The sequence below is a fragment of the Thermincola sp. GK-1 genome, from assembly GCF_059412445.1.
The window spans coordinates 212,749-236,013 of record NZ_JBSQAT010000005.1 but is presented as its reverse complement, the minus strand read 5'-3'; the positions used below and the strand labels follow the sequence as shown (position 1 = coordinate 236,013).

General features: G+C 47.1%; 20 protein-coding genes, 1 tRNA gene and 1 pseudogene. 19 read left to right on the top strand and 3 right to left on the bottom strand.

What is annotated here, in order from left to right:
• Positions 1-1,028, bottom strand: a pseudogene (locus tag ACSNJE_RS07125) (hypothetical protein); the annotation flags it as partial.
• Positions 1,029-1,338: 310 nt separating this feature from the next.
• Here ACSNJE_RS07125 and polA point away from each other — a divergent pair.
• From polA to ACSNJE_RS07070, 11 genes are all read left to right on the top strand, one after another.
• On the top strand, positions 1,339-3,999 hold the full coding sequence (gene polA, locus ACSNJE_RS07120) for a DNA polymerase I (protein ID WP_495252314.1): 2,661 nt from the start codon (positions 1,339-1,341) through the stop codon (positions 3,997-3,999).
• Positions 4,000-4,068: 69 nt separating this feature from the next.
• Entirely contained in the window at positions 4,069-4,896 is an 828-nt protein-coding gene (gene mutM, locus ACSNJE_RS07115; protein WP_495252313.1) for a DNA-formamidopyrimidine glycosylase, read from the top strand.
• A 427-nt stretch (positions 4,897-5,323) separates the two neighbouring features.
• The gene (gene ytaF / locus ACSNJE_RS07110) at positions 5,324-5,986 is read left to right on the top strand and encodes a sporulation membrane protein YtaF (protein WP_495252312.1); all 663 of its coding nucleotides are present in this window, start codon (positions 5,324-5,326) and stop codon (positions 5,984-5,986) included.
• Positions 5,987-6,144: 158 nt separating this feature from the next.
• On the top strand, positions 6,145-6,744 hold the full coding sequence (coaE, locus tag ACSNJE_RS07105) for a dephospho-CoA kinase (protein WP_013119851.1): 600 nt from the start codon (positions 6,145-6,147) through the stop codon (positions 6,742-6,744).
• A gap of 20 nt (positions 6,745-6,764) precedes the next feature.
• Positions 6,765-7,334 carry a lytic transglycosylase domain-containing protein gene (locus tag ACSNJE_RS07100; RefSeq protein WP_013119852.1) on the top strand — a complete coding sequence of 190 codons (570 nt, stop codon included), beginning with the start codon at positions 6,765-6,767 and terminating at the stop codon, positions 7,332-7,334.
• A gap of 147 nt (positions 7,335-7,481) precedes the next feature.
• Positions 7,482-9,107: an ABC transporter substrate-binding protein gene (locus tag ACSNJE_RS07095; protein WP_474773396.1), complete on the top strand. Its 1,626-nt coding sequence runs from the start codon at positions 7,482-7,484 to the stop codon at positions 9,105-9,107.
• A gap of 33 nt (positions 9,108-9,140) precedes the next feature.
• On the top strand, positions 9,141-10,088 hold the full coding sequence (locus ACSNJE_RS07090) for an ABC transporter permease (RefSeq protein ID WP_474773395.1): 948 nt from the start codon (positions 9,141-9,143) through the stop codon (positions 10,086-10,088).
• Positions 10,085-10,969, top strand: a complete 885-nt coding sequence (locus ACSNJE_RS07085; RefSeq protein ID WP_495252311.1) for an ABC transporter permease — start codon at positions 10,085-10,087, stop codon at positions 10,967-10,969. Before ACSNJE_RS07090 ends, ACSNJE_RS07085 begins: the two co-directional genes overlap by 4 nt.
• A complete protein-coding gene (locus ACSNJE_RS07080; protein WP_474658683.1) occupies positions 10,929-11,903 on the top strand; it encodes an ABC transporter ATP-binding protein in 975 nt (324 codons plus the stop codon). The genes ACSNJE_RS07085 and ACSNJE_RS07080 overlap by 41 nt, the downstream gene beginning before the upstream one ends.
• A 1-nt stretch (position 11,904) precedes the next feature.
• Positions 11,905-12,873: an ABC transporter ATP-binding protein gene (locus ACSNJE_RS07075; protein WP_495252310.1), complete on the top strand. Its 969-nt coding sequence runs from the start codon at positions 11,905-11,907 to the stop codon at positions 12,871-12,873.
• Between the two features lie 193 nt (positions 12,874-13,066).
• A tRNA-Leu gene (locus ACSNJE_RS07070) sits at positions 13,067-13,149 on the top strand.
• A gap of 166 nt (positions 13,150-13,315) precedes the next feature.
• Here ACSNJE_RS07070 and ACSNJE_RS07065 read toward each other — a convergent pair.
• Together ACSNJE_RS07065 and ACSNJE_RS07060 are read right to left on the bottom strand one after the other, a co-directional pair.
• Complete coding sequence (locus ACSNJE_RS07065; RefSeq protein ID WP_461567708.1) at positions 13,316-13,633, bottom strand: type II toxin-antitoxin system RelE/ParE family toxin; 318 nt, start codon at positions 13,631-13,633, stop codon at positions 13,316-13,318.
• Positions 13,620-13,889, bottom strand: coding sequence for a type II toxin-antitoxin system Phd/YefM family antitoxin (locus ACSNJE_RS07060; protein WP_052218289.1), 270 nt, complete (start codon positions 13,887-13,889; stop codon positions 13,620-13,622). Before ACSNJE_RS07060 ends, ACSNJE_RS07065 begins: the two co-directional genes overlap by 14 nt.
• 237 nt (positions 13,890-14,126) lie before the next feature.
• Here ACSNJE_RS07060 and ACSNJE_RS07055 point away from each other — a divergent pair, with 237 nt between their 5' ends.
• The 8 genes from ACSNJE_RS07055 to ACSNJE_RS07020 all read left to right on the top strand — a co-directional run bounded on the left by ACSNJE_RS07055 (position 14,127) and on the right by ACSNJE_RS07020 (position 23,144).
• Positions 14,127-15,560 carry a stalk domain-containing protein gene (locus ACSNJE_RS07055; protein ID WP_474658687.1) on the top strand — a complete coding sequence of 478 codons (1,434 nt, stop codon included), beginning with the start codon at positions 14,127-14,129 and terminating at the stop codon, positions 15,558-15,560.
• Positions 15,561-15,612: 52 nt separating this feature from the next.
• Positions 15,613-15,837, top strand: coding sequence for a hypothetical protein (locus ACSNJE_RS07050; protein ID WP_495252309.1), 225 nt, complete (start codon positions 15,613-15,615; stop codon positions 15,835-15,837).
• A 127-nt stretch (positions 15,838-15,964) separates the two neighbouring features.
• Positions 15,965-16,915 (top strand): hypothetical protein, encoded by a 951-nt coding sequence (locus tag ACSNJE_RS07045; protein WP_495252308.1) that lies wholly within the window; start codon positions 15,965-15,967, stop codon positions 16,913-16,915.
• A gap of 376 nt (positions 16,916-17,291) precedes the next feature.
• Complete coding sequence (locus tag ACSNJE_RS07040; protein ID WP_495252307.1) at positions 17,292-18,017, top strand: 4Fe-4S double cluster binding domain-containing protein; 726 nt, start codon at positions 17,292-17,294, stop codon at positions 18,015-18,017.
• A gap of 38 nt (positions 18,018-18,055) precedes the next feature.
• Complete coding sequence (locus tag ACSNJE_RS07035; protein ID WP_474658693.1) at positions 18,056-19,075, top strand: MtaA/CmuA family methyltransferase; 1,020 nt, start codon at positions 18,056-18,058, stop codon at positions 19,073-19,075.
• A 21-nt stretch (positions 19,076-19,096) separates the two neighbouring features.
• Positions 19,097-21,058: an ASKHA domain-containing protein gene (locus ACSNJE_RS07030; protein ID WP_495252306.1), complete on the top strand. Its 1,962-nt coding sequence runs from the start codon at positions 19,097-19,099 to the stop codon at positions 21,056-21,058.
• 26 nt (positions 21,059-21,084) lie between these two features.
• Positions 21,085-22,026, top strand: coding sequence for a tetrahydromethanopterin S-methyltransferase subunit H family protein (locus ACSNJE_RS07025; protein ID WP_495252305.1), 942 nt, complete (start codon positions 21,085-21,087; stop codon positions 22,024-22,026).
• Between the two features lie 59 nt (positions 22,027-22,085).
• The gene (locus tag ACSNJE_RS07020) at positions 22,086-23,144 is read left to right on the top strand and encodes an MtaA/CmuA family methyltransferase (RefSeq protein ID WP_495252304.1); all 1,059 of its coding nucleotides are present in this window, start codon (positions 22,086-22,088) and stop codon (positions 23,142-23,144) included.
• Positions 23,145-23,265 lie beyond the last annotated feature (121 nt).

The following is a 23,265-nucleotide window of genomic DNA, read 5'->3' as shown; positions in this document are numbered from 1 at the left end:
GACTGCAGCAGGTTGATAATCGACTGGATCTCACTTTTAGCTTCCGCCAGGCCGAAGGTTGGGGACTGCAGCAGGTTGATAATCGACTGGATCTCACTTTTAGCTTCCGCCAGGCCGAAGGTTGGGGACTGCAGCAGGTTGATAATCGACTGGATCTCACTTTTAGCTTCCGCCAGGCCGAAGGTTGGGGACTGCAGCAGGTTGATAATCGACTGGATCTCACTTTTAGCTTCCGCCAGGCCGAAGGTTGGGGACTGCAGCAGGTTGATAATCGACTGGATCTCACTTTTAGCTTCCGCCAGGCCGAAGGTTGGGGACTGCAGCAGGTTAATAATTGATTGTACTTCGCTTTTAATCTCTTGCAGGCCGAAGGTTGAAGATTCGAGATTACTGATAATTGATTTTATTTCCCGCTTGATTTCGGGCAATCCGAAGGCCGGATCCAGGATTTGCAGTAAGATATTCAAAACTTCAACTTTAATTTCCTGTAAACCGAAAAGTGGGTCTTGCAGTAAACTGATAATTGACCTTATTTCACTCTTAGCTTCCGCCAGGCCGAAGGTTGGGGATTCGAGCAGGTTAATGATGGACTGTACTTCACTCTTGATTTCAGCCAAACCAAAAGTTTGAGATTGCAGAAGTTCAAGAATAGAATTAACTGCTCCAAAGGTTGAAGCTTGCACTAAGGTTGTCAAATTAATAATCTCGTTTTTTATTTCTTCAAGACCAAATGTTGGAGATTCCAGAATGTTAATTATGGTTTGAACTTCGCTTTTGATTTCTTTCAGGCCAAAGGTGGGACTGGTTAGTAAATTGATAATTGTTTGGATGCCGGCGTCAGATATGGTCGGGCAGGGGTAAATGCCGGCAAATGCGTTTGCCTGGCCTCCTCCTGCCGAGGCGCTGGCGCCTACGTTTTTTCCAGCATTTACAGTTACTTGGGGGACTATCTTTTCTGAACTGATTTTGTCTTCTCTTTTGTTCTTGTCTGGCGGTACAAATGCAGGCTTTTTCTTATCATCGCTCATAAAATACCACCTCTAGGGTCTTTGTCAAGTTTTTATATGAATGTTGTTGTATTTTATGCCTTTTTATGATAAATGGTTACATAATGTAGAAAATTACTTTTTCTTTAAATACAGGAGGCAATGCGCATTTTATTAAATGGCACCAAAGCCATCCCGCGGGCTTTGCCAGCCCGAAAAAAATTTAACTGGAAGCTGAGAAAAAGCAACAGGAACTGGTAAAAGAAAAGATACGGCCTGGTTTTTCTTATAACCCTGATGTGCTATAATGATACTGATATAAATGGCCTGTTACAGGATAAGGAGGGCTGCCATGACCCAGGGCAAGTTTATTATTATAGACGGAAACAGCCTGGTTTACCGGGCTTTTTACGCTTTACCGCTCTTAAAAACCACTACGGGCGTTTATACAAATGCCGTATACGGCTTCACAACCATGCTGATGAAGGTTTTGAACGAAGAAAAACCAGCCTGCCTGGCCATAGCTTTTGATAAGGGGAAAACTACTTTTCGCAATGAGCATTTTGAAGATTACAAGGGGCACCGGAAAGCAACACCTGACGAACTGAAGCCCCAGTTTCCCCTGGTGAAAGAAATTGTGCGCGCTTTTCGCATTCCCGTTTACGAAATAGAAGGTTATGAAGCTGATGATATAATAGGTACAGTTTCCTTGAAAGCAGAAGAAATGGGATATGAAACTGTAATTGTTACGGGCGACAGGGACGCGTTGCAGTTGGTTTCACCCAAAACAAGAGTTATGTTAACCAAAAAAGGCATATCAGAAATGGAATTTTACGACGAAAACAAGGTGGCCGAACGTTACGGGCTCAAACCTGCGCAGATAATAGACATGAAAGGATTAATGGGCGATACTTCCGATAATATCCCCGGGGTGCCGGGTATTGGAGAAAAAACGGCCGCCAAACTGGTCAGGGAATATGGCTCCGTGGAAGAACTGCTGGCCCAAAGAGGTACAGTTGCCGGAAAACTCCGGGAAAAACTCGAGCAGTACGCGGAACAGGCTCTTCTCAGCAAAAAACTGGCTACGATTATCAGGCATGTGCCTATAGAGATAGATTTACGGGAGTGTGTGGTGGAAGAACCTGACTACGCGAAACTTTTGGAGTTGGGACGGAGTTTAGAATTTAAGGCTTTGACAAAGCTGGCCCAGGAAAAGGCGCCGGAACAGCCGGAAAAATTATCTGAACCTGTTGATGAAGCCAAGCAATTGCAAATTAATGGCGAGTACAGACAGTATAACTTTGACGAGGCTTTAGCTTCTATAACCCGATTTGCGGAACAGAAAAAAGACATGGCCCTTGTTTTACGAACCTCAAACCAGGACCCATGGTCTGCCGTCATTCTTGGATTGGCCTGGTCAGCCGAACCGGGGAGCGGCGGGTATCTTGCCGGTGAGGAACTGCAGCCTGCAGATAAACTTACCCGTATCCTGGATGCGATCTTTTGGACGAAGGGCCGGGTATGCTTCCATGATGCCAAAAGGACCGATATCTTACTGCGACGTTTAGGCAACAAGCCTGTCCGCGCAGGATTCGACACCATGTTGGCGGCTTACCTTTTGGATCCTTCTGTTTCCAACCTCGACTTAGCTGCTTTATCTATAAAGTATTTGGGGCAGGAGTTGAGCCCTGGAGAAGACTACAGGTCTTTTTGTGCCCAGGCCGATATTATATTGCGGCTGGTACCTGTACTGCATGAGAAGCTGGCCGAGCTGAACATGCTTGACCTGTATTTTGATGTGGAAATGCCCCTCCTGCATATTCTGGCCGATATGGAATTCAGCGGGGTCAAATTGGACAAGGAATACCTGGAAGCCATGTCTGTGGATCTAAGTACGGAAATCGACCGGATTACTGGGGATATTTACAGGCTGGCCGGGGAGGAATTCAACATCAATTCTACCCGGCAGTTGGGAACCATTCTTTTTGAAAAACTGGGTTTACCGGTCATTAAAAAGACGAAAACAGGGTATTCGACAGACGTTGAGGTCCTGGAAACCCTGGCGGAAAGGCATGAAATTGTGGCCAGGGTGCTTCATTACCGCCAGTTGGTCAAGCTGAAGTCAACCTATGTGGACGGGTTAATTCCTTTGATAAATCCCGTTACGGGAAAGGTCCATACCACCTTTAACCAGACGGTTACGGCAACGGGGCGGTTGAGCAGTACTGAACCAAACCTGCAGAACATACCTATCCGTATGGAAGAAGGCCGCAGGATCAGGAAGGCCTTCGTACCTTCCGAACCAGGCTGGATAATCCTTAGTGCAGATTATTCCCAGATCGAGCTCCGGATTCTGGCGCACCTTTCCGGGGATGAAAGATTTGTCCAGGCTTTCAGAAATGACGAGGATATTCATACTCGGACTGCCGCGGAAGTATTCGGCGTGTCTTTGGAGGAAGTAACCGGGGAGATGCGCAGCCGGGCCAAGGCTGTTAACTTCGGAATTGTTTACGGCATCAGTGATTTTGGGCTGGCGAAAAATATCTCTGTAAGCCGAAAAGAAGCCAGGCAGTATATTGAAAACTACTTTGCCCGGTACGCGGGTATAAAAAAATACCTGGAGGAGACAGTCAGGTTGGCCAGGGAACAGGGATATGTAACCACCTTGCTCAACAGGCGCCGCTACCTGCCCGACATCCTAAGTCCCAACCGGAATATCCGCAGCTTTGGGGAGCGCACTGCCATGAACACTCCAATTCAGGGCAGTGCCGCCGATATAATAAAACTGGCCATGGTCCGGGTTGCCGATTGCCTCAAAAAAGAAGGCTTAAAAGCCCGCATGCTGCTGCAGGTTCACGACGAACTTATTTTTGAGGCGCCGCCTGAAGAACTTCCAAAAGTTACAGGCATTGTAAGGGAATGTATGGAGAACACCGTTAAATTAACGGTTCCATTAAAAGTAGACATGAAAAAGGGGGTCAACTGGTACGACATGGAGAAAATTAACGATTAAAGTTACAGAATGGATTTGCTATAATTAAGGTTGTGGACACCTTATGTAAACATTTGAGGAGATGATGTTATGCCTGAACTACCCGAAGTAGAGACGGTTAAGCGTTCGCTGGAAGAAAAGCTTTTGGGCAAATCTATTCAGCATGTGGACATATTTATGGACAAAGTGATCAAAGAACCTTCCGTTGAGGAATTTCAACAAATACTAGCCGGCAGGGAAATATTAAATTTAGGACGGCGGGGAAAGTACCTGCTGCTGTACCTTTCCGGCGGATATGCTATCGTCTTCCACTTAAGGATGACGGGACAGTTGATATATTCGGAAAGAACGGCTGTCCGGGCGAAACATACCCATCTTGTATTTCACTTAAGTGACGATAATGAACTAAGGTTTACAGACCAGAGGCAATTTGGTCGCGTGTACCTGCTGCCCGACGACCAGTTGGATAAAATCACGGGGCTCAGAACTATGGGCGTGGAGCCGCTTACAGAGGAGTTTACCAAAGAATTTTTAAAGAAAGAACTGAAAAGAAAAAGGACCAAAATAAAGGCTTTACTTCTGGATCAGACCTTTATCGCGGGAATCGGTAACATATATGCCGATGAAGCCTTATTCCGGGCCAAAATAAACCCGGAACGCCTGGCTTCCACCCTTAATCAGCGTGAAGTAAGTAAACTGCACCAGGCCATTATCGAGGTTTTAACCGAGGGCATAGAAAACCGCGGCACATCCATTAAAGACTATGTTGACGGTGAAGGTAACAGCGGCAATTACCAGGCTTTACTCAAAGTCTATGGCAAAGAGAACGAACCGTGCCCTGTTTGCGGCTCATTAATTTTACGGAAAAAAATCGGCGGCCGCAGTTCGTTTTACTGTGCTAAATGTCAGAAAGCATAATTTACCGCATAATAACCCAAAAAGAGTGCAGGTCTGGGCCGGACATGTCAGATTGCAGACAAAACAAAAAAGGGGAGGTTAAATGTTTTCCGGAGCGGGGCTTAAATCGTGCCATTGTTCTTCCGGTGACAGGAGGGCATATTATTCTGGAGCGGGGACTTAAATCGTCCTCCGGCCCGCGATCCACGCAGTGGAAGCGGCTGCCGGAGGAGATTTCGTCCGTGAGCGGAAGAATAATATGCCCTCCGTTTTTTTGATTTCGCCCGAAGCGGAGGAATCATTTAACCTCCCTAAATCTTAAAATTTTAATCTTTGTAGACAGCTTGGCAGGTCCGGGCCCGGACCCGGACCTGCACTCTTTTTTTCCCCCTTTCATATATTGCAGTGTGGTGTGGTAATGATTTAAGGGGGAGGGGGAAAGACCGGCGTGGAATGGGTATCAGTCCTGCTTTTTGCCCTGGCTTTGAGTCTTGACGGGTTTGCGGTCGGCGTATCTTACGGTATACGCAAAATAAAAATACCTGTACTGTCTCTTTGCATAATAAGTCTGACTTCGGTCTGTGCTATAAGTGTTTCCATGTTGGGGGGCCAGGCAATAACAAAAATTGTGTCCCTGAAAGTGGCTGAAACTGTGGGTGCAGCTATTTTAATTTCTGTTGGCGGCTGGATAATTTACCAGACCAGGTTGCGGGCCCGACAGTCCGGCCAACACGGCGAGGCCGATGAAAGAAACGGGGAAAAAACTGAGTTGCTGAAGATTCAGTTACGGCCCCTGGGTTTAGTAATACAGATTATCAGAGAACCTGTCCGGGCGGATATTGATAGGTCGGGGGTCATTTCCTGGAGAGAAGCGTTTTTACTGGGCCTGGCCCTGGCAATGGATGCGCTGGCGGCCGGTTTAGGAGCTGCCATGACCGGCTTTAGGCCCTATACGGCACCCGTTATAGTGGGGGTAACCCAGTTTGTTCTGGTAGGCACAGGGGATTGGATCGGCCGGCGTTATGCCGCCAGGTGGCTTGGCGAAAAGGCTGCAACCGTCCACGGCTGGGTACTGGTTTTGCTCGGAGTGGTGAGAGTAATAAAATTATAGAGTTGGGCGCGCAAGATTACAGGCGCGTTTTTTGTTTGGCCCTTAAGAGACCATTATGGGCAGGAAAAGAATAACTTTGGTAGAACTATATTAAACTATTACGCTGAGGAGGCTAAATTTGAAGCCAACCAGGGGTCACGGAAAAGGCGGAGGTAAAGATGAAGGTTATCGGCCTTACGGGCGGCATTGCTTCAGGGAAAAGCGCTGTCAGTTCAATTTTGCGGCAATTGGGAGCCGAGGTAATCGACGCTGATGTAGTAGCGCGGCAGGTTGTTGCTCCGGGCGAACCGGCCTGGCAGCGAATTGTACAAGCTTTTGGCCCGGAAATACTGAAGGATGATGGCAATATTAACAGGCCTCTTTTAGGGCAGATAATATTTAATGACCCTGTGAAAAGAAAGATATTGAATGAAATAACTCATCCGGAAATAATTAAAAGTATAGCTGCGGAAGCAGAAAAATACAGGGCCCAAAATAAAAAAGGGCAGGTGGTGGTAATTGATGCGCCACTGCTGTTGGAAGTCGGACTCCATAAACTGGTTGACGAAGTCTGGGTTATCTATGTCAGCCCGGAAACGCAGATTGAACGGCTCATGAAACGGAATAATTTTACCAGAGAGCAGGCCCTGGCGCGAATTAACAGCCAAATGCCGCTGGAAGAAAAGCTGAGGTTTGCCGACAGAATAATCAACAATGACGGTAGTTTGGCCAATACCAGAAAACAAATAGAGCAATTAATGAAATCCTTAACTGAATAAGGGATTTTGGAGTGATTTTCTTGCTTATAGATTTAAGAAAAGTTTTGAAAAGGACGAAATGGCTTGGTTTATTGTTGCTTCTTGCCCTGCTTTTGACCAGCAAATGGTTTTGGCGCAAATTATATCCTTTTCCTTACCGGGAAATGATATTCAAATACGCGCAGGAATATGAGGTGGATCCGTATTTGGTAGCAGCCATCATCAGGGAGGAAAGTCATTTCGTCGAGGAGGCGGAATCGTACCGCGGGGCGCGTGGAATCATGCAAATTATGCCCGAGACGGGAAAATGGGCTGCTGAACAGATGAATCTGGAAGGTTTTCAACCTGACGACCTGTACGACCCAAAAATTAACATAAAAATAGGGTGTTGGTATTTAGCCGACCTGAGCAAAGAGTTTGGCAATGACAAAATACTCATGATTGCTGCCTATAATGCAGGGCGGGGTAATGTAAAACAATGGATACAGACCAGACAGTGGAGCGGCCGGCATGAGACTGTGGAAGATATACCGTTTCCGGAAACAAGGGAATACGTGAAACGTGTTTTGAAAGGATATGAAAAATACCGTTGGATATACGGCGAGGGCTAGAAAGAAATATGCTTTAATTTGTGGGTCGCAAAACCCCTGAAAATTTTCAGAAACATTAAATGAATGTAATATGTTTGAAGGAATAAAAGGAAAAATTGGGAAAGTCGTCGAATTTAGACCTAAATAGCCGGGATGAGGTGAAAACCTGTGGTATTTAGGTTCAATTGGAGGCTGTTCTTTTATACTATATTTATATGGACTTCCGTGATTTTTACCGGGTGTTCAACGGCTGCAGATAAGCCCACTCAAGGTTCAGAAAACCCACTGCTCGGAGGCGTACTCAGGGCTCACCTCCCTGCTCCCGTACAATCCCTCGACCCTGCTCACCTCTACGATTCAGCAAGCATTGAAGTAGGCATGCAAGTATTTCGGGGGTTACTTACTCTTGACCCTCAAAATATGGAGATTAGGCCGGCCCATGCTGAACGGTGGGAAATTAAAAACAACGGCCGCTTATATATTTTCTACCTGGCTAAGGGAGCCCGGTTTCATTCGGGGAAGGAAGTAACAGCCGAAGATTTTAAGTATTCTTTTGAACGAATTTTAGATCCCCATACAGCTTCCGAGCTTTCCGGGCTGTTAACGGTGGTCAAGGGAGGACGGGAAAAGCTTGCAGGTAAGACAAAGGAAACAACCGGTATAAGGGTTAGAGGCAAATACGTCCTGGAGATGGAATTGGCCGAGCCCAGCCCCACATTCTTATATGTGTTGGTCCACCCAGGTTTGGCTGTTGTTGACAGGTCTGCAGTGGAGAAAGCGGGAACAGACTTTGGGACTCAGGCGGCTCAAGGATTGCTCGCGGGGACAGGACCGTTCCGGGTAACAGACTGGAATAACAGCCAAATAGAATTAAAGGCCAATTCCGATTATTTTAAGGGCAGGCCATATCTGGACAAAGTAATCTATCGCTTTATCAAAGAAGAAACAACAGCTTTAAATGAATACAGGGCAGGCAACCTGGATCTGGTTGACCGGATACCGCCGGGACAGCTAAAAGCTGTGGCGGGTGAATTTCCGGGGCAGGTCAAGACCACAGACCTGCTGGAAGTTACCATGTATGTGTTTAATGTAAACAAGCCTCCCTTCAATAATAAATATCTAAGAAAAGCCATAAATTATGCAGTTAACCGTGAGGAGATTATAACGGCTCTTGAGGGCCAGGCAGTATATGGAAAGGGGATTGTGCCTAAAGGTATTCCGGGATTTGGGGATGATGTCCGAGGTTATGAATACAACCAGGCGAAAGCCCTGGAAATGCTGGATAAAGCTGGGTATCCGAAAGGGGCAGGGTTGCCTGTTATAGAACTGAAATATAACACGTCAGAGCTCAATCAGCGGGTAGCGGAGATTGTTCAGGCCCACCTTAAGAAAGTTGGCATCAATGTGCGGTTGGTAAACATGGAGCCGGCGGCTTATCTGGAAGATTTGGTGGCAGGGAATTCGCAAATGTTTCGCCTCAGTTGGGTCGCGGATTACCCCGACCCCGAGACATTTCTCTATCCCCTATTTGCCTCTACTGAGGTCGGTAACGCCAATTTCGCTTTTTATAAAAATCCCCGGTTTGACCAAATTCTTCTGGCAGCAAGGGAAACGACAGATGAAAGGAAGCGAACGGAACTATACAAACAAGCGCAGCAGGTGCTGATGGACGACAGTGTGGGAGTAGTGCTTTACTATTCCGCCCAGACCGGTTTGGTAAGCCCCAGGGTGAAAAATTTATATATGTCAAGGCTTAATATAAAACCGTTGGAAAGAGTTTGGTTGGCCAGGTAGTCAGACGATTGGGAGTGTCAAGGGGGGTTCCCGTTGAATTATTTGCTTAAAAACTTTTTGGGGAGTTTTATTACCATAGCCGTTATGGTTATAGTAATGTCTGTACTAACCAATTTTATACCGGGGGACCCGGCCCGCATGGCTTTGGGGAAGCATGTCAACAAGAGCTCCTATCAGTTAATGCGGCAGGAAATGGGATTGGACAAACCCGTTATTAAAAAGGTTGTGGACTATGCCGGCAGCCTTTTACAGGGCGATTGGGGACGTTCCTATGTGTCCCGCAAGCAGGTAAAGGACATCATTGCTGAAGCCTTGCCGGTGACAGCAAAGCTCTTTCTGGTTTCCCTGGTTTTTGCCTTGCTCATAGGCCTGGCAGTCGGAACTTTGTCCGCCTATCATGAAAATGCTTTTATTGACAGGTTGCTTACCGCTCTGTCTGTGGTTGGATTTTCGTTACCCCATTTCTGGCTGGCCCTGTTGCTGCAGGCCTTGTTGGGAGTGACCCTGGGCCTGCTTCCCATATCCGGGGCAGGAGAAGGGCAGTTTTATTTCTATGTACTGCCGGGCCTGGCTGTCGGCATCCCACTGGGCCTGACTTATGGCCGGTTTATCAGGTATTTTCTTTTGGATATTTTAAGCAAACCTTTTATAAAGGCTGTAGAAGGCTGGGGATTACCGGAATTCCGGGTTTTCTGGCAGCATGCAGCGCCTAATATTGTTTATCTGTTGCTGATCCAGGTTGTTACCGATGCGGCCTACTTCTTTACCGGGGCTGTGATAACGGAGACCATTTTCAGCCTGCCTGGCCTGGGTAATCTTTTGGTAGACGCAGTCCTGCACAGGGATTGGCCTGTGATTAACGGCATAACTTTAATCACCGCTTCTATTATCACGGGTCTAAATTTATTTGTAAAACTTATTGGGCCTGTGCTGGATCCCAGGTCAGCGGAAGACCTTTATGAAGGGGGTTTTGGCGCATGAACTTTCCCTGCAGTTCTGCTCGCCGACCTGTTTTGATGGGCGTAGTCCTCTTAATGCCAATAGTGATTCTCATAATTTTGGGCCCACTTTTTTTGCCGAACCCCCTGGAAGTAAACGTGGAAAATGCTCTGCAAAAACCTTCCTTGGAGCATCCCCTCGGTACTGATGTTTTGGGACGGGACAACCTAAGCCGCCTCTGTTACGGAGGCAGGCACAGTTTTTTCATTTCCCTGGCGGCGTTGGCCGGATCATTGCTTTGCGGCGTGGGTATGGGTTTTTTAAGCGGCTGGTTGGAGGGATGGGGACGCGAAATTATCGACCGGATTTTAGAGGTAGTGATGTGTATACCCGGGATAATTCTGGCCTTAATTCTGGTTACGTTTCTGGGTAAAGGTGAAACAAGCATTGTCGTGGCATTGACGGTCGGTGGAACTGTTTACATGGCCAGAATGGTGCGGGGGTTGGTCCGGCTGAATAAAGGGGCCGGTTATATTTTAGCGGCACAGGTTTCAGGGCTACCCAAATGGCGAATTATAGGATTTCACCTTTTGCCTAACATATTGGGGCCCATTTTTGGTTATGCCGTAGTTCTTGCCGGTGTCAATATTATGGCTGAATCGGGTTTCAGTTTTTTGGGGCTGAGTGTGCAGCCGCCTGAACCGAGTTGGGGTTTCATGCTTTACCAATCCAGAAACTATTTGACTACGGCTCCGTGGTTGGCCCTGGCTCCGGGGACGGCAATATTTATTACTGTACTTGGGTTTAACCTCCTTGGCGACGGTCTGCGGGGATGGTTTGATCCAACAAGAAAATGTGGGGCTGGAGTTGGAGGAAGAACAATTGGACAGTGTACTTTTGGACGTCAGGGGGTTAAATATTAGTTTTTCCGGGACCGGCCGTGATGTCAGGGTGGTTAGGGACTTATCTTTGCAACTAAAAAAAGGCGAATGCCTGGGTCTGGTTGGCGAGTCCGGTTGCGGTAAAACTGTTACCGGTCTTGCGGTGGCGGGGGCGTTAAAGTATCCGGGATGTAAAGTGGAGGGAAGTATCAGGTTTTTATCAGACCGTTATAATAAAGCCCCGCATAACATTAAAAGAAAAAGGATTGCCATGGTGTACCAGGAAGGAATGGCAGCGCTTAATCCTGTGCTGACAGTGAAGAAACAAATGACTGAGTTAATCCGGTTTCATTGCAGATTATCTTCAGGAGATGCCCTGGCGAGAGCGCGGCAGTTACTACTGCGGGTCGGTTTTAATGATGTTGATGACATACTCAGGCGATTTCCGGGAGAACTCTCTGGCGGTATGGCGCAAAGGGTTTGTCTGGCCATGGCTTTATGCTGCGAACCGGAGATTTTGATAGCCGATGAACCCACAACTGCGTTGGATACTATAAACAGCGCCATAGTGATGAAAGCATTGGCAGTTTTGAAGAAGGAGATGGACCTGGCGGTAATCCTGATTTCTCATGACCTAGCTGCGGTTGCCCAGAACTGTGACCGGCTGCTGGTTATGTATATGGGCAAAGTGGTTGAGGAAGGGTCGACTTGGGAATTGTTAAGTACTCCGTTGCACCCTTATTCGCGCCGGCTCATTGAAACTTTTTTTGCTCTGGAAGAGGGAAGGCACGATATTGAACCAATTCGTGGCCAGGTCCCCGGTTACCATGAACTGCCCATGGGCTGCGCTTTTTACCCGAGGTGCGAAGAGGCTTCGGAAAATTGCTCAATATATGAACCAGAGCTGCTGAAAATATCGGAAAACCGAAAGGTAGCCTGTCACTTATACTCGGGCAGAAATAAAGGGGCGCTGTGACATGAAGGGTAAAACTCTTTTGGAGTTACGGGGAGTTACCAAGGAATACTGTATAGGCTTAGGTTTCTTGTTTACCAGGCGTGTTACGGCCGTGAAAAACATAAGTTTAGATACCCGGGCCGGAGAAACTTTGGGGTTAATCGGTGGGAGCGGTTCCGGAAAAACAACCATCGGAAAGCTGGCCCTTGGACTGGTTAAACCGTCACAGGGAATGGTGCTGTACAAAGGCAGGAATATAGAAGAATTTAAGGCCGCGGAATTTACGGAGTACCGCAGACAAGTGCAGTGTATATTCCAGGATGTCGCCGGTACTCTTAATCCCCTAATGACCGTTGGCAGCGCTATTAAAGAAGTGCTTTCTTTTCATCATGGCAAAGGTGCGGAGGATATAAAGCAAAAGACAGCCCGGTTATTAAACCTGGCGGGTTTGCGGACCGATGTTTTTTATGCTTATCCCCACGAATTGAGCGGCGGTGAGAAGCAAAGAGTTTGCCTGGCCAGAAGCCTTGCTACTGAGCCTGCATTGCTGGTATGTGACGAACCTCTGGCTTCGCTGGACATTTCGGTGCAAACGCAAATTTTGCAGATTTTTCGCCGGCTGCAAGTTTCTCAGAAGTTATCTTACCTTTTTATATCTCACGATCTCAGAGTGATAAGATATATCAGCCACAGAATAGGGGTTATGTATAAGGGCGAACTGGTAGAGCTTGGCCCTGTCGAAGAAGTGTTCAGCCATCCGGGACATCCCTATACACGGCTTTTAATTTCTGCCATGCCCCGGATTTTTGGGGGTGGAAAACAGGAAGCGGCGCCTGAATCGGAACGTGGTCCGGCGGAAGCATCGGGCAAACAAAAAAGCCATGGTTGCCCTTATTATGACTGGTGCCCTGAACGGGCAGAGATTTGCCGCAGGAACGCTCCTCCTTTGCGGCTGCTGGGTCCAGAACACTGGGTCAAGTGCTATATGTAACGCACAGGGGAATTTTGAATTTAGCGGCGGAGTCTCCTTCGGATTCTTTGAATCAATGCTCAGCATTGATATTGGGAAGATTTTTTCTGCGCAAAACTACCTGTACACCCTTGCAATTAGCACACTGTTCAGTTATAATAATATTGCTGTTACCGAAAGGGCAGCAGCAAAAAAGGCGGTAAGCCTTCCAAACGCGGATGTGGCGGAACTGGCAGACGCGCACGTTTGAGGGGCGTGTGGGCAACCGTATGGGTTCAAGTCCCATCATCCGCACCATAATGAAAGTTAAAACCCTGCTGATAAAAATCAGCAGGGTTTTTGTCTTGTATGAAACATGTGCGGTTGCTGAAAAGTGTGTTGTTTCCGTCGGTCCGACAGGGATTATCACATCGACCGGTGCAACAAGGAGCATCCGAACGTGTTTCCAGTGGAGTTTCCGGCTCTATTCTAATGTACCTTTCAGTAGATGCGGATAGTTTCTTGCACCATGTAAAATGCGGTACACAACAACTTTGTTGTTTATAAAACGGTAGAAGGCGATATAGGGTTCAATGATAATCATCCGAAAGTCGAACTTTTTCAGAGAACTATTGAGCAGTGGCGTTCCGGAATGCGGAAAATTCTCAAGGCGGCGCAGGGCTTGCATGATATTGTCAAGCATGCCGGCTGCCGCCTGTGTATTGTCTACCATGATGTAATCGAATATTTCGTCCAGGTCTGTATATGCGGCAGGAAGCAGTTCTACCTCATACTTTTCCATTGATTTTCTCCCTGAGCCGTTTATGGGCTTCATTCAGCGAGATGGCCGGCTCGCCGGCAAGGCGCTGTTGCTCGGCAAACAGAAGCTTTTCTTTAAGATCAAGCATAGCTTCCCGGCGTTCAAAAGCCTCAATACTCATAACCACAAGATCCCCTTCACCGTTTCTGGTGATGTATATAGGTTCAGCCTTTTCATGGGCAAGTTTGGCGATAGCGTTGTAATCATTACGAAGCGTTGTCGACGATTTTATAATCATTTCGGTCTCCTCCGGTCAAATTATTCTACAATTATTATATGATAATTCTATTAGAATATAAATATATATATTTTTATTTTTTGTGAATAAAAGGTGAAAATTTAGACGGTTTAAATATTTAAAGTTTTTCCTGAATGTTTGCTTTGCGAAAAACAGAAGGGAAAAAACGAAATTTGCCGAATGAATAATTTGGATCTGGATTGTTGCCGGACCAAGGATTATGGGAGGGAAAGCGAAATGAGAAAATGGATTTTATCAGTAATAATTTTTTTGGTATTAACCATTGCAGTCGGTCAGGCTTTTTATAATGTGCCTCGGGCGGATGCAACCGCGAATGTCTGGAGTAGTTCGCAGACAGTTACAATAGGCAAAAAGAATTTTTCAGTTAAGGCTGTGTATATAAACCTTAAAAGTCCCTGGATCAGAATAAAGCCGGCTCTCGGCGGAGGCTATGTCGGCGGAACCGAGGAACTGTCCGCACTGGCCAGACGCCATGGTGCGTTGGCGGCGATTAACGGAACATTTTTTAACGCATATTCTGATATGCAGCCGCAGGGTAACATTCAGATTGACGGCAGCTTTCTTCACCTTTCAAATGTTGGTTCCACTGTTGGGTTCGGAGAAAATAACGAAGTGCGGTTTGCGCCGCTCAGAACTTATATTACAGGCACTACGGACAATAACGATGACTTTCTGCATAACTGGTATGCCTGGGGTATAAATCACGTATTGACAGATCCTTCCGCCATTGAGATTTTTACTCCCCGAAAAGGAAAAACAACCGGGATGAAAACCGGTACGTCGGTGGTGGTGAAAAACGGGGTCGTCGATTCCGTTGTCACCGGCGAGGCGCCAATCCCTTCTAACGGCTACGTCATAAACTTTGGTTCAAACCCGAATGTCAGCAGGTATGTGGAGCGGTTTACACCGGGAACCCCGGTTAATTACAGTCTTTCCTTCAGGGACCTGGCAGGGAATGCCGTTGACTGGAGCCGGATAAAACATTCAGTGGGCGCCGGTCCCATCCTTTTGTCTGCTGGCAGGGTTGTGGTCAACCCCAGAGCAGAGGGTTTTACGGATCCCAAAATCCTCACCAACAGCGGGGCACGGAGTGCGATCGGAAAGACGGCCGGCAATGTTCTTATGCTTGTTACCGTAAATCGGGCGACGGTCGGGGAACTGGCCCAGGTTATGCAGAAACTCGGTGCGGTGGAGGCTATGAACCTGGACGGCGGGGCATCGAGTGGGCTTTATTTTAAGGGATCGTATCTGACCAAACCGGGCAGAAAAATAAGTAACGCGATACTGATTTTTGAGCAGCAGCCGGAAATAAAAGTCATTATAAGTGGACAAACAAGGTCATTCCCTGTTAAACCTTACATAGCAGGCGGAAGGACGCTCGTTCCGCTACGGGGTGTTTTTGAATCCCTTGGCGCCAGCGTGGAATGGGATGCCGGAACAAGGACTGTAACAGCGAGAAAAGGCGATATAACTGTAAAGTTAAAGATAGGGAATAAAGCCGCTGCTATTAATGAGAAAACAGTGACCATCGACCAGGCACCGGTCATTAAAAATGGATACACTTTTGTACCTTTGAGGTTTGTGTCCGAAGCACTGGGGGCCACCGTTAACTGGGACCCGGTGGGGTACAAAGTAATAATTACCCAGTAAAGTTTTGAAATACTCGCCGGGCTTCCTGCCATTCAAGAAAGGAAGGAGAATAATGGAGTGTATCGAGATCACTTTGGCGGATTGCCAAAATAGATTCACCTGTAGCGCTGCTATTGCAAAGGCTGAAAAAATATTTGGAAATAAGTTGAAAAACGGTCGGGCCGTTTATTGTGCCATCTGCGATAGGCTGATTAGAAAAGAATTTCGTTCGGCTGTGCGAAGTTTTTATCACTCAAAAACATTACTGGTACCAGTGGAAGAAAAAGTTAAATTATAACCGGCATTAAAATAACGGTAATATTACCGTTTTTTTTGTCTTTTTATGTTTGAGTATGGTAATAATAGGAACGAAAGTAACTAAGACATAATTTCCCAAAGATTAACAAAAGCCGGGAGGTGATATGGTGAATTTGGCGGTGGGAGAAAAAGTAGTGGAAGTTATAATTGCCAGTAAAGCTTTTGGCGAAATTAATCCAGGTCCCTTGGGGTTGGAACAGTTAGAACTGGCTGTCAAGAAAACCCGCCAGGGCAGAATGGAAGCCGAGATGAAAGTGGCCTACAATAATGGCGTATCAATTTACCACTTTCCGGACTTAAATGAAGATTCCTTGCGGCGGGCCAGGTTAGCTTTTTTAACCTTTGCCCGGGCGACTAACCAGCCCGGGGTATTCCGGGAATATAACTTCAGAGACTGCCGGGATGAAGAGGAAATGAGGTATAGGCTGTTGCTTATTCCTGAGTATAGAGCTGTTTCATCTGTACCGGGCAGCAAAGTAATATCTTTTCAGGAAATAAAAAAAATATTGCAATGCCCAGTGTGCAAGGGGGAAATTCACGCTGAGAAATGTGCGGAATGCGGAACTGAACTCTATAGGGAGAAAGGCCTGAGGTACTACAAAAGTGAAAGAGCCGCATACTATCCGATCGGAAAAGACGGACGGCCGGATACTGAAATTTTTCTTTGTAAGGTGGATTATATAAATACGGTGAGCGGTTACCTGTACACTCATTTTACTTACATCCGGGAATTACCTATTTACCTCGGCGCCGTATATATTTTAACTCCCCCCGTAAAACCGGTAGAGTGCAACGTTGTACTGAACAAACCATGGCAGGTCAAGGTGAGGGAGGACATTTTTACAACCCGTTATAAATGCCGACCGTTCAGTTTCAACGACCTCGAGATACTACATGACAATGGCGCACAACTATTCCAGGGTACAGGAACTGAACCCTGTTTTGTTATCTCGTTCAGAGCTAAGGATTATACCTGCCTCGAGGAAATCGGTTCGCACGTGAACAACTTGTTAAGTATTTATAACAGTTACATTGATCAATACCCTACAACGGTTTAAAAACCCGTCAATAAATAAGGCGGGGTTTTTCTTTCTAAACGAAAAATGAGTTGAACACACTGATTATTGTGTCAAATTGTATTTCATTGGAACACAGTTCCATAACGGAACATCTACATTAGGTTGTTTCAGTGTACTGCAATAACACACCTAATTTATTTGCTAGGGAAATTTTTGAAAAAATATGTTGCTGAAATGTTCCGCGGTGGAACAGTCTGAAGCCCTGTTTTACCCGCAGCCGATAAATTGTCCTTAAAACAAGTATCTCCCAATCGTTCTACAGCCCCAAACTTAGAGGGTAAAGGGTTTTTTTATGAAAAAGCAAATTTCTGGCACGATAATTGCAAGATATAAAAGGCAGAGAGGAGAGGAAATCATGAATACAATCAACGGCCTGGACCGTGATAGTTTGAACTTTAACTTAGGAGGACTGCACCAAAAAATTCTTCAATGGGGGGCCAGCCTTGCAGGGTACGGGGACGTAAGGCCGGGTTTAGCCAAAGAATTCAAACATATTCCAACTGCCATTTCGTTAGCGATTAGACATCCGCCGGCTGAAAGCAGCATTATCAGACAAAACGGAGTAACAGCATACACCAACCAGTTTCCCGAAGTGGACAATAAATTGATAGTCATTCAGAAGAAGATTGTAACTTATTTGCGTATGCAAGGGTGGCGTGCTCTAGCCATTCCGCCTGACACTGCTCAGGAAGACCTACGTTTCATTGCCAGGTTATTTCCCCTGTTCCAACATAAAACAGCTGCCACCTGTGCCGGACTTGGCTGGATTGGAAAAAGCGGCCTCCTGATAAACAGTCGTTACGGCCCCAGGCTAAGCTGGGCGACAGTTTTAACAGATGCTCTATTACCGGTATCTGAACAACCTTATTTAAAAGGTAATTGTGGTTCATGCCGTAAGTGCGTGGATATTTGTCCCAGTGGAGCGATCAAAGATGAAGAATGGACCCGGCAGTCAACAACTCAGGTAAAAATTGATGTATCACGGTGTGCCCGGCAATTGGAAAAAAACTATCAAGCTTTGGGCCGGTATATTTGCGGTCTTTGTATTCTGGCCTGTCCTCTCGGTAAAAGGGGTGACTGAAGAATCGTCAGTCCCCAAAACAAAGGAGGGATAAATTTATGGAAATGACGAGCCGTGAAAGATTCATGGCAGCCCTGAACGGTCAGCCTGTAGACAGGCTTCCGGTAATCAGTGTTTGTCAGCATGCTACTTATGACCAGATGGAACAGTTGAATAGCTACTGGCCTGATGCCATGTACAATGCAGAACTGATGGCCAGATTGGCCGGCGGCGCTTACAACATTCTGGGGTTCGATGCTGTTCGGGTTCCTTTCTGCCAGACTCACGAGGCTGAGGCACTGGGAGCAATTCTGAAGGAGGGTGGAAGAGAGGGATTGCCGAGTGTCAAAACACATCCCTACAACATAGGTGATCCCGTAGATTTCCCGGAAGATTTCCTGAGCAGGGGCAGGATCCCTCACCTTCTGGAGGCGATCAGGCTGCTGAAAAGCCAGTTAGGCGACAAAGTGATAGTGATGGGGGGGATCATCGGGCCATTCAGTATTGCCGGACAAATTCTTGATATTACCCAGATGCTGAAAATAGCTTACAGAAAACCTCAGGAACTTGTTTCTTACATTGAGATCGGTGAAAAGGCTGGTACCATGCTGGCACAGGCAATGATAGACGCTGGTGCCGATGTTATTGCCATCGAGGATATGATGTGTTCACTGGATATGATTACCCCCAAGATCTACAGAGAACTGGCAGCCCCCTACCAGAAAAAACAGATAGAAGCACTTAGTGTGCCTACAATTCTTCACATTTGCGGTAAACTGGACAACATTATAATAGATATTGCCAGAACCGGTTGCTCGGCCATAAGCGTGGAACCGGTTGTGGATGTACCTGCTGCACTGGCAAAATTCCGAGCAGAAGGTATAACCACTCCGTTAATAGGAGCAATTGACCCTGTAAATACGCTGTACCATGGCAATGTGGAAAAGTGCAGAGAAGAAACCAGGGCCTGTATGGCCAAGGGATTTTCCATGATTTCACCTGGGTGTGCGGTACCGCCGGCTACCAGAATCGAAGTGTTAAAGGCAATTGTGGAAACGGTTCAGGAAGCAAAAAATTAGAAAACGAACGGAGGGATTCAAATGGAGTGCAATGTAATTTTTCAACCTTCCGGTCGCCGGGGTAAGATTGCGGAAGGGAAAACTCTGCTGCAAGCTTCCCATGAACTTGGCGTAGATATTGAAGCTCCCTGTGGCGCACACAAAGTTTGTGGTAAATGCAAAGTGAAAATTGAAACGGGCTTCTTTGAGAAGTTCGGCATTGATTCCCAGATGAGCCACCTTTCACCGGTGACGGAAGAAGAAAAGAAGCTTTTGCAGGAGAAGGAAATAGCCGAAAACTACCGTTTAGCCTGCGCAGCGGAAATCCATGGAGATGTCCTGGTTTTCGTGCCCGAGGAGAGCCGCAAGGCTGACCAGGTGGTTCTGGAAACCGGAAAAGACCGCAGTTTTAAGTTGGACCCCGCAGTAAAGACCTATTATGTTGAAATGCCTGCCGCCACATTGGAAGACCATCGTGATGACCTGAGGAGACTGCAGGATGCTTTGCGGGATCAGTTCGGGCTTGATAACCTTTCCATTGATTACTTTGTTTTGAAAGAGCTACCTAACATAATCCGTGAAGGTGACTGGAAGGTATCGGCATCAGTGCTCTATGACCGGGAAATTATCGATGTCAGGCCAGGTTTTGTTCGGCAGTGGTACGGTATAGGCATCGATGTCGGCACCACCACGGTAGCAGCTTATCTGTGTGACCTGGGCAGCGGGAAAATGCTGGCCAAGGATGGGATGATGAATCCGCAGGTTCGTTACGGTGAGGATGTTCTGTCGCGTATCACTTACGCCATGATGAATGAAGACGGGCGCCGGAAACTGCACGATGCCATAATTGAGGGCATTAACACCCTGGTTGAGCGCATGACGGAAAAGGCGGGCATTAAACCGACCGATGTGCTGGAGATAGTCCTGGTATTCAATACAGCAATGCACCATTGCTTGCTTGAACTGGAACCCAAGTACATGGGGAGGGCTCCCTTTGCCCCGGCCATATCGGCACCCTTTGACGTAAAAGCCAGGGACCTGGGTATTCACATCAGCAGAGCCGCTAATATTCATGTACTACCGATAGAGGCCGGATTTGTGGGACCAGACAATGTATCTGTTCTTATCGCTGAGGAACCTTACAAACAGGATGAAGAAGTTCGCCTGATAATTGACATCGGTACCAACGGGGAAATAGACCTGGGCAACAAAAACAAGCTTCTCTCTACTTCCTGTGCTACCGGTCCTGCCCTGGAAGGAGCGCAGATCAAGTTCGGCATGCGGGCGGCACCGGGAGCAATTGAGGGCATCAAAATAGATCCTGAGACTCTGGAATGCACTTACAAGGTAATCGGCGATGAAAAATGGCACGGCCGGGGAAGCAAGGGTGGAGCAAAAGGTATCTGCGGCTCAGGTATCATCGATATGGTTGCGGAAGTATTTAAGGCCGGAATTATCGATAAGACGGGCCGGATCAACAAGAAATTGGAAACTGACCGGCTGCGGTTTGATGAAAACGGTAAGCCGGAATATATCCTGGTATTTGCTGAAGACAGCGCCATTGGCAAGGATATTACGGTAACCCAGGGTGACATCAGAGCAGTACAACTGGCCAAGGCTGCTCTTTATGTAGGCGCCAAGATGCTTATGCGGCATCTGGGTGTGAATAAGGTAGACAGGGTAACCCTTGCCGGAGCCTTTGGAAGCTATATTAATAAGGAATCGGCCATGGTAATCGGGATGTTCCCTGATTGCGACCTGGAAAAGGTGCAGGCTGTGGGAAATGCCGCCGGTGACGGAGCACAGGCTGCTCTGCTGGATAAAGGCAAGCGTATTGAGGCCCGTGATGTTGCTGCTAGTGTTGAGTTTATTGAAACGGCTGTAGAACCTGACTTCCAGCAAAGATTTGCCGAGGCTATGGCGTTCCCGCACAGTGTCGACAAATTCCCCAGTATTCAACATATACTGGACAAAATACCCGACAGAAAGAAAAAGGCTGTTTAACATTTTCATGAAAGAAGGTGGAACAGATGTATTCCTTCAGCAAACCTCAAAAGGTCTGCAAAATCGGTGATATTCTGGTAGGGGGTCAGCCCGGGGATAATCCGCCTCTCCTTATCTCTTCCATGTTCCATAATGGGGACAGGATTCTGGAAAGTCGGAAAGAACGTAAGTTTGACAGGGCCAAGGCCACGGAGTATGTAAAAAGACAGGAAGAATTGTCAGAACAGACCGGGATTCCGGTTCTGGTAGCCATGGTGGCGACCTCAGTGGATGAGATGAAAACCTACATAGATTTTTTCACTTCTATCAGTGATAAGCCTTTTGGTATAGACATGTGGGTGCAGGAACCAAGGCTTCAGGCCATGCAGTATGTAACTGAACAGGGACTGGCAGACCGGGTTTTGTATAACAGCATCACTCCCTGGGACAAGGACATCCCCGGCCAGGTACAGCGGCTTAAGGAAATGGGCTGCAAGCACATAGTGGTGCAGGTTTTTGACCAGGAAGACCAGACACCCAGGGGCAGACTGGCGTCCTTCAACAAAATGATGGATGTTATCGGCCAGGATACCTTTGAATCGGTACTTGTGGACACATCCGTTATGAATTTACCGGCCATGTCCTTTTCCGGAATAGCCTGCAGGCTGATCAAGGAAGATTCCGGCTGGCCCGCCGGGGTTGCTGCATCCAACGGCACATATATGTGGAAAGAGGCGCGGGAAATGTGGGGCCCAGAAGGGTTTGCCGCAATGAACACTGCCGGACAGGCAGCATCGGTGCTGCTGTGGAGTGATTTCTTTTTCTCCGGGCCTATAGTGAATATTCCAAAACTCATACCTGCTACCGTTTCCACAACTTTGCTGCTGTCCACGCTGGTTTATGAAAATGCGGGCAAACTGCCGAGTAACCCGAATCATCCCCTGTACAAGTTCTTTAATGATTTTGCCCAGAAACTAAATCAGCAATAAGATGGCCCGGTCAAAATAACTGCAAATTGAAAAACAAATATTTCAAAGGAGGATGTAAAATGAGTGGTTTAACTCCCCGGGAACGGGTGTTGCGCCTTTTCGAAGGTAAGGAAGTTGACCGTCCGGCCTGTTACAGCGGCATGGGCAATGTAACTACGGCAGGCCTGGAACAGTTCGGCTACAAACTTGCTGAAACCCACGGAGATGCCGGGAAAATGGCTAATGCCGCTGCCAGTTCGTATAAACTGTTTGGATATGAATGTGCGGTTGTTCCCTTTGACCTGTGCGTTGAGGCTGAAGCCCTGGGCTGTGTGATGAATCCCTATGAAGAAGTGGATATGCTCCTTTACCCGACCATAAAGGAAAAAATTATCCACGAGGAAGCCGACATGACTACTTTCGAAATTCCAGACAACCTGACTGAGCGTGGTCGAATTCCCGTGGTGGCGGAAGCAATCAAAATGTTGAAGACCGATATTGGTAAAGAAGTGCCTATCGGTACTTACCTGTTAGGTCCCTTTACTTTGGCCGGACAACTGATGGATTTAAATGAACTCTTCAAACTGTCATTCAAAAAACAGAAGCTGGTTGCGGAGATGCTGGACCGGCTGGCAGATGTCATAATAAAAATTATTCCTTACTACGAAGCTGCCGGCGCTGATTACATCTGTATCCGTGAAATGGGCGCCACCACAGACATTTTAAGTCCCAGGGTCTTCAAGAGCCTGATCCAGCCGCCGTTAATCAAGATTGCTCAGAACATCAATGTACCCAAGATACTTCATATCTGTGGAAGTACGAATTCGGTTATCACAGTAATGCAGGAGAGCGGATATGATGCGCTCAGCATTGAGCAGAAAAACGACATGGTCAAAACCAGGGCTGACATAGGAAAAGAGCCGCTGGTCTTCGGTGCGCTGGATGCATACAACGTTCTGGTCAATGGTACGCCCGAAGATGTGCGCAATGCTACTGTGAAATGCCTGGAGGACGGCGTGGACGCTGTCTGGCCGGGATGTGATATCTGGCCTACGGCTCCGGTACAGAACCTCAAAACCATGGTGGATACGGTGAAGGAATTGGGAGCCCAAAAATGGCAGAGAAAAGCTGTCGGCTAAAAATTTACTAAAACTCCACCTAATTCGAGAACTCTGTTGATAAAGGAGGTATCTCTGTTTGGCCAAATTATAACCAGGATTGAGGAGATATTTCCCGCTCCTGCGGCAAAGTAAAGTGGAT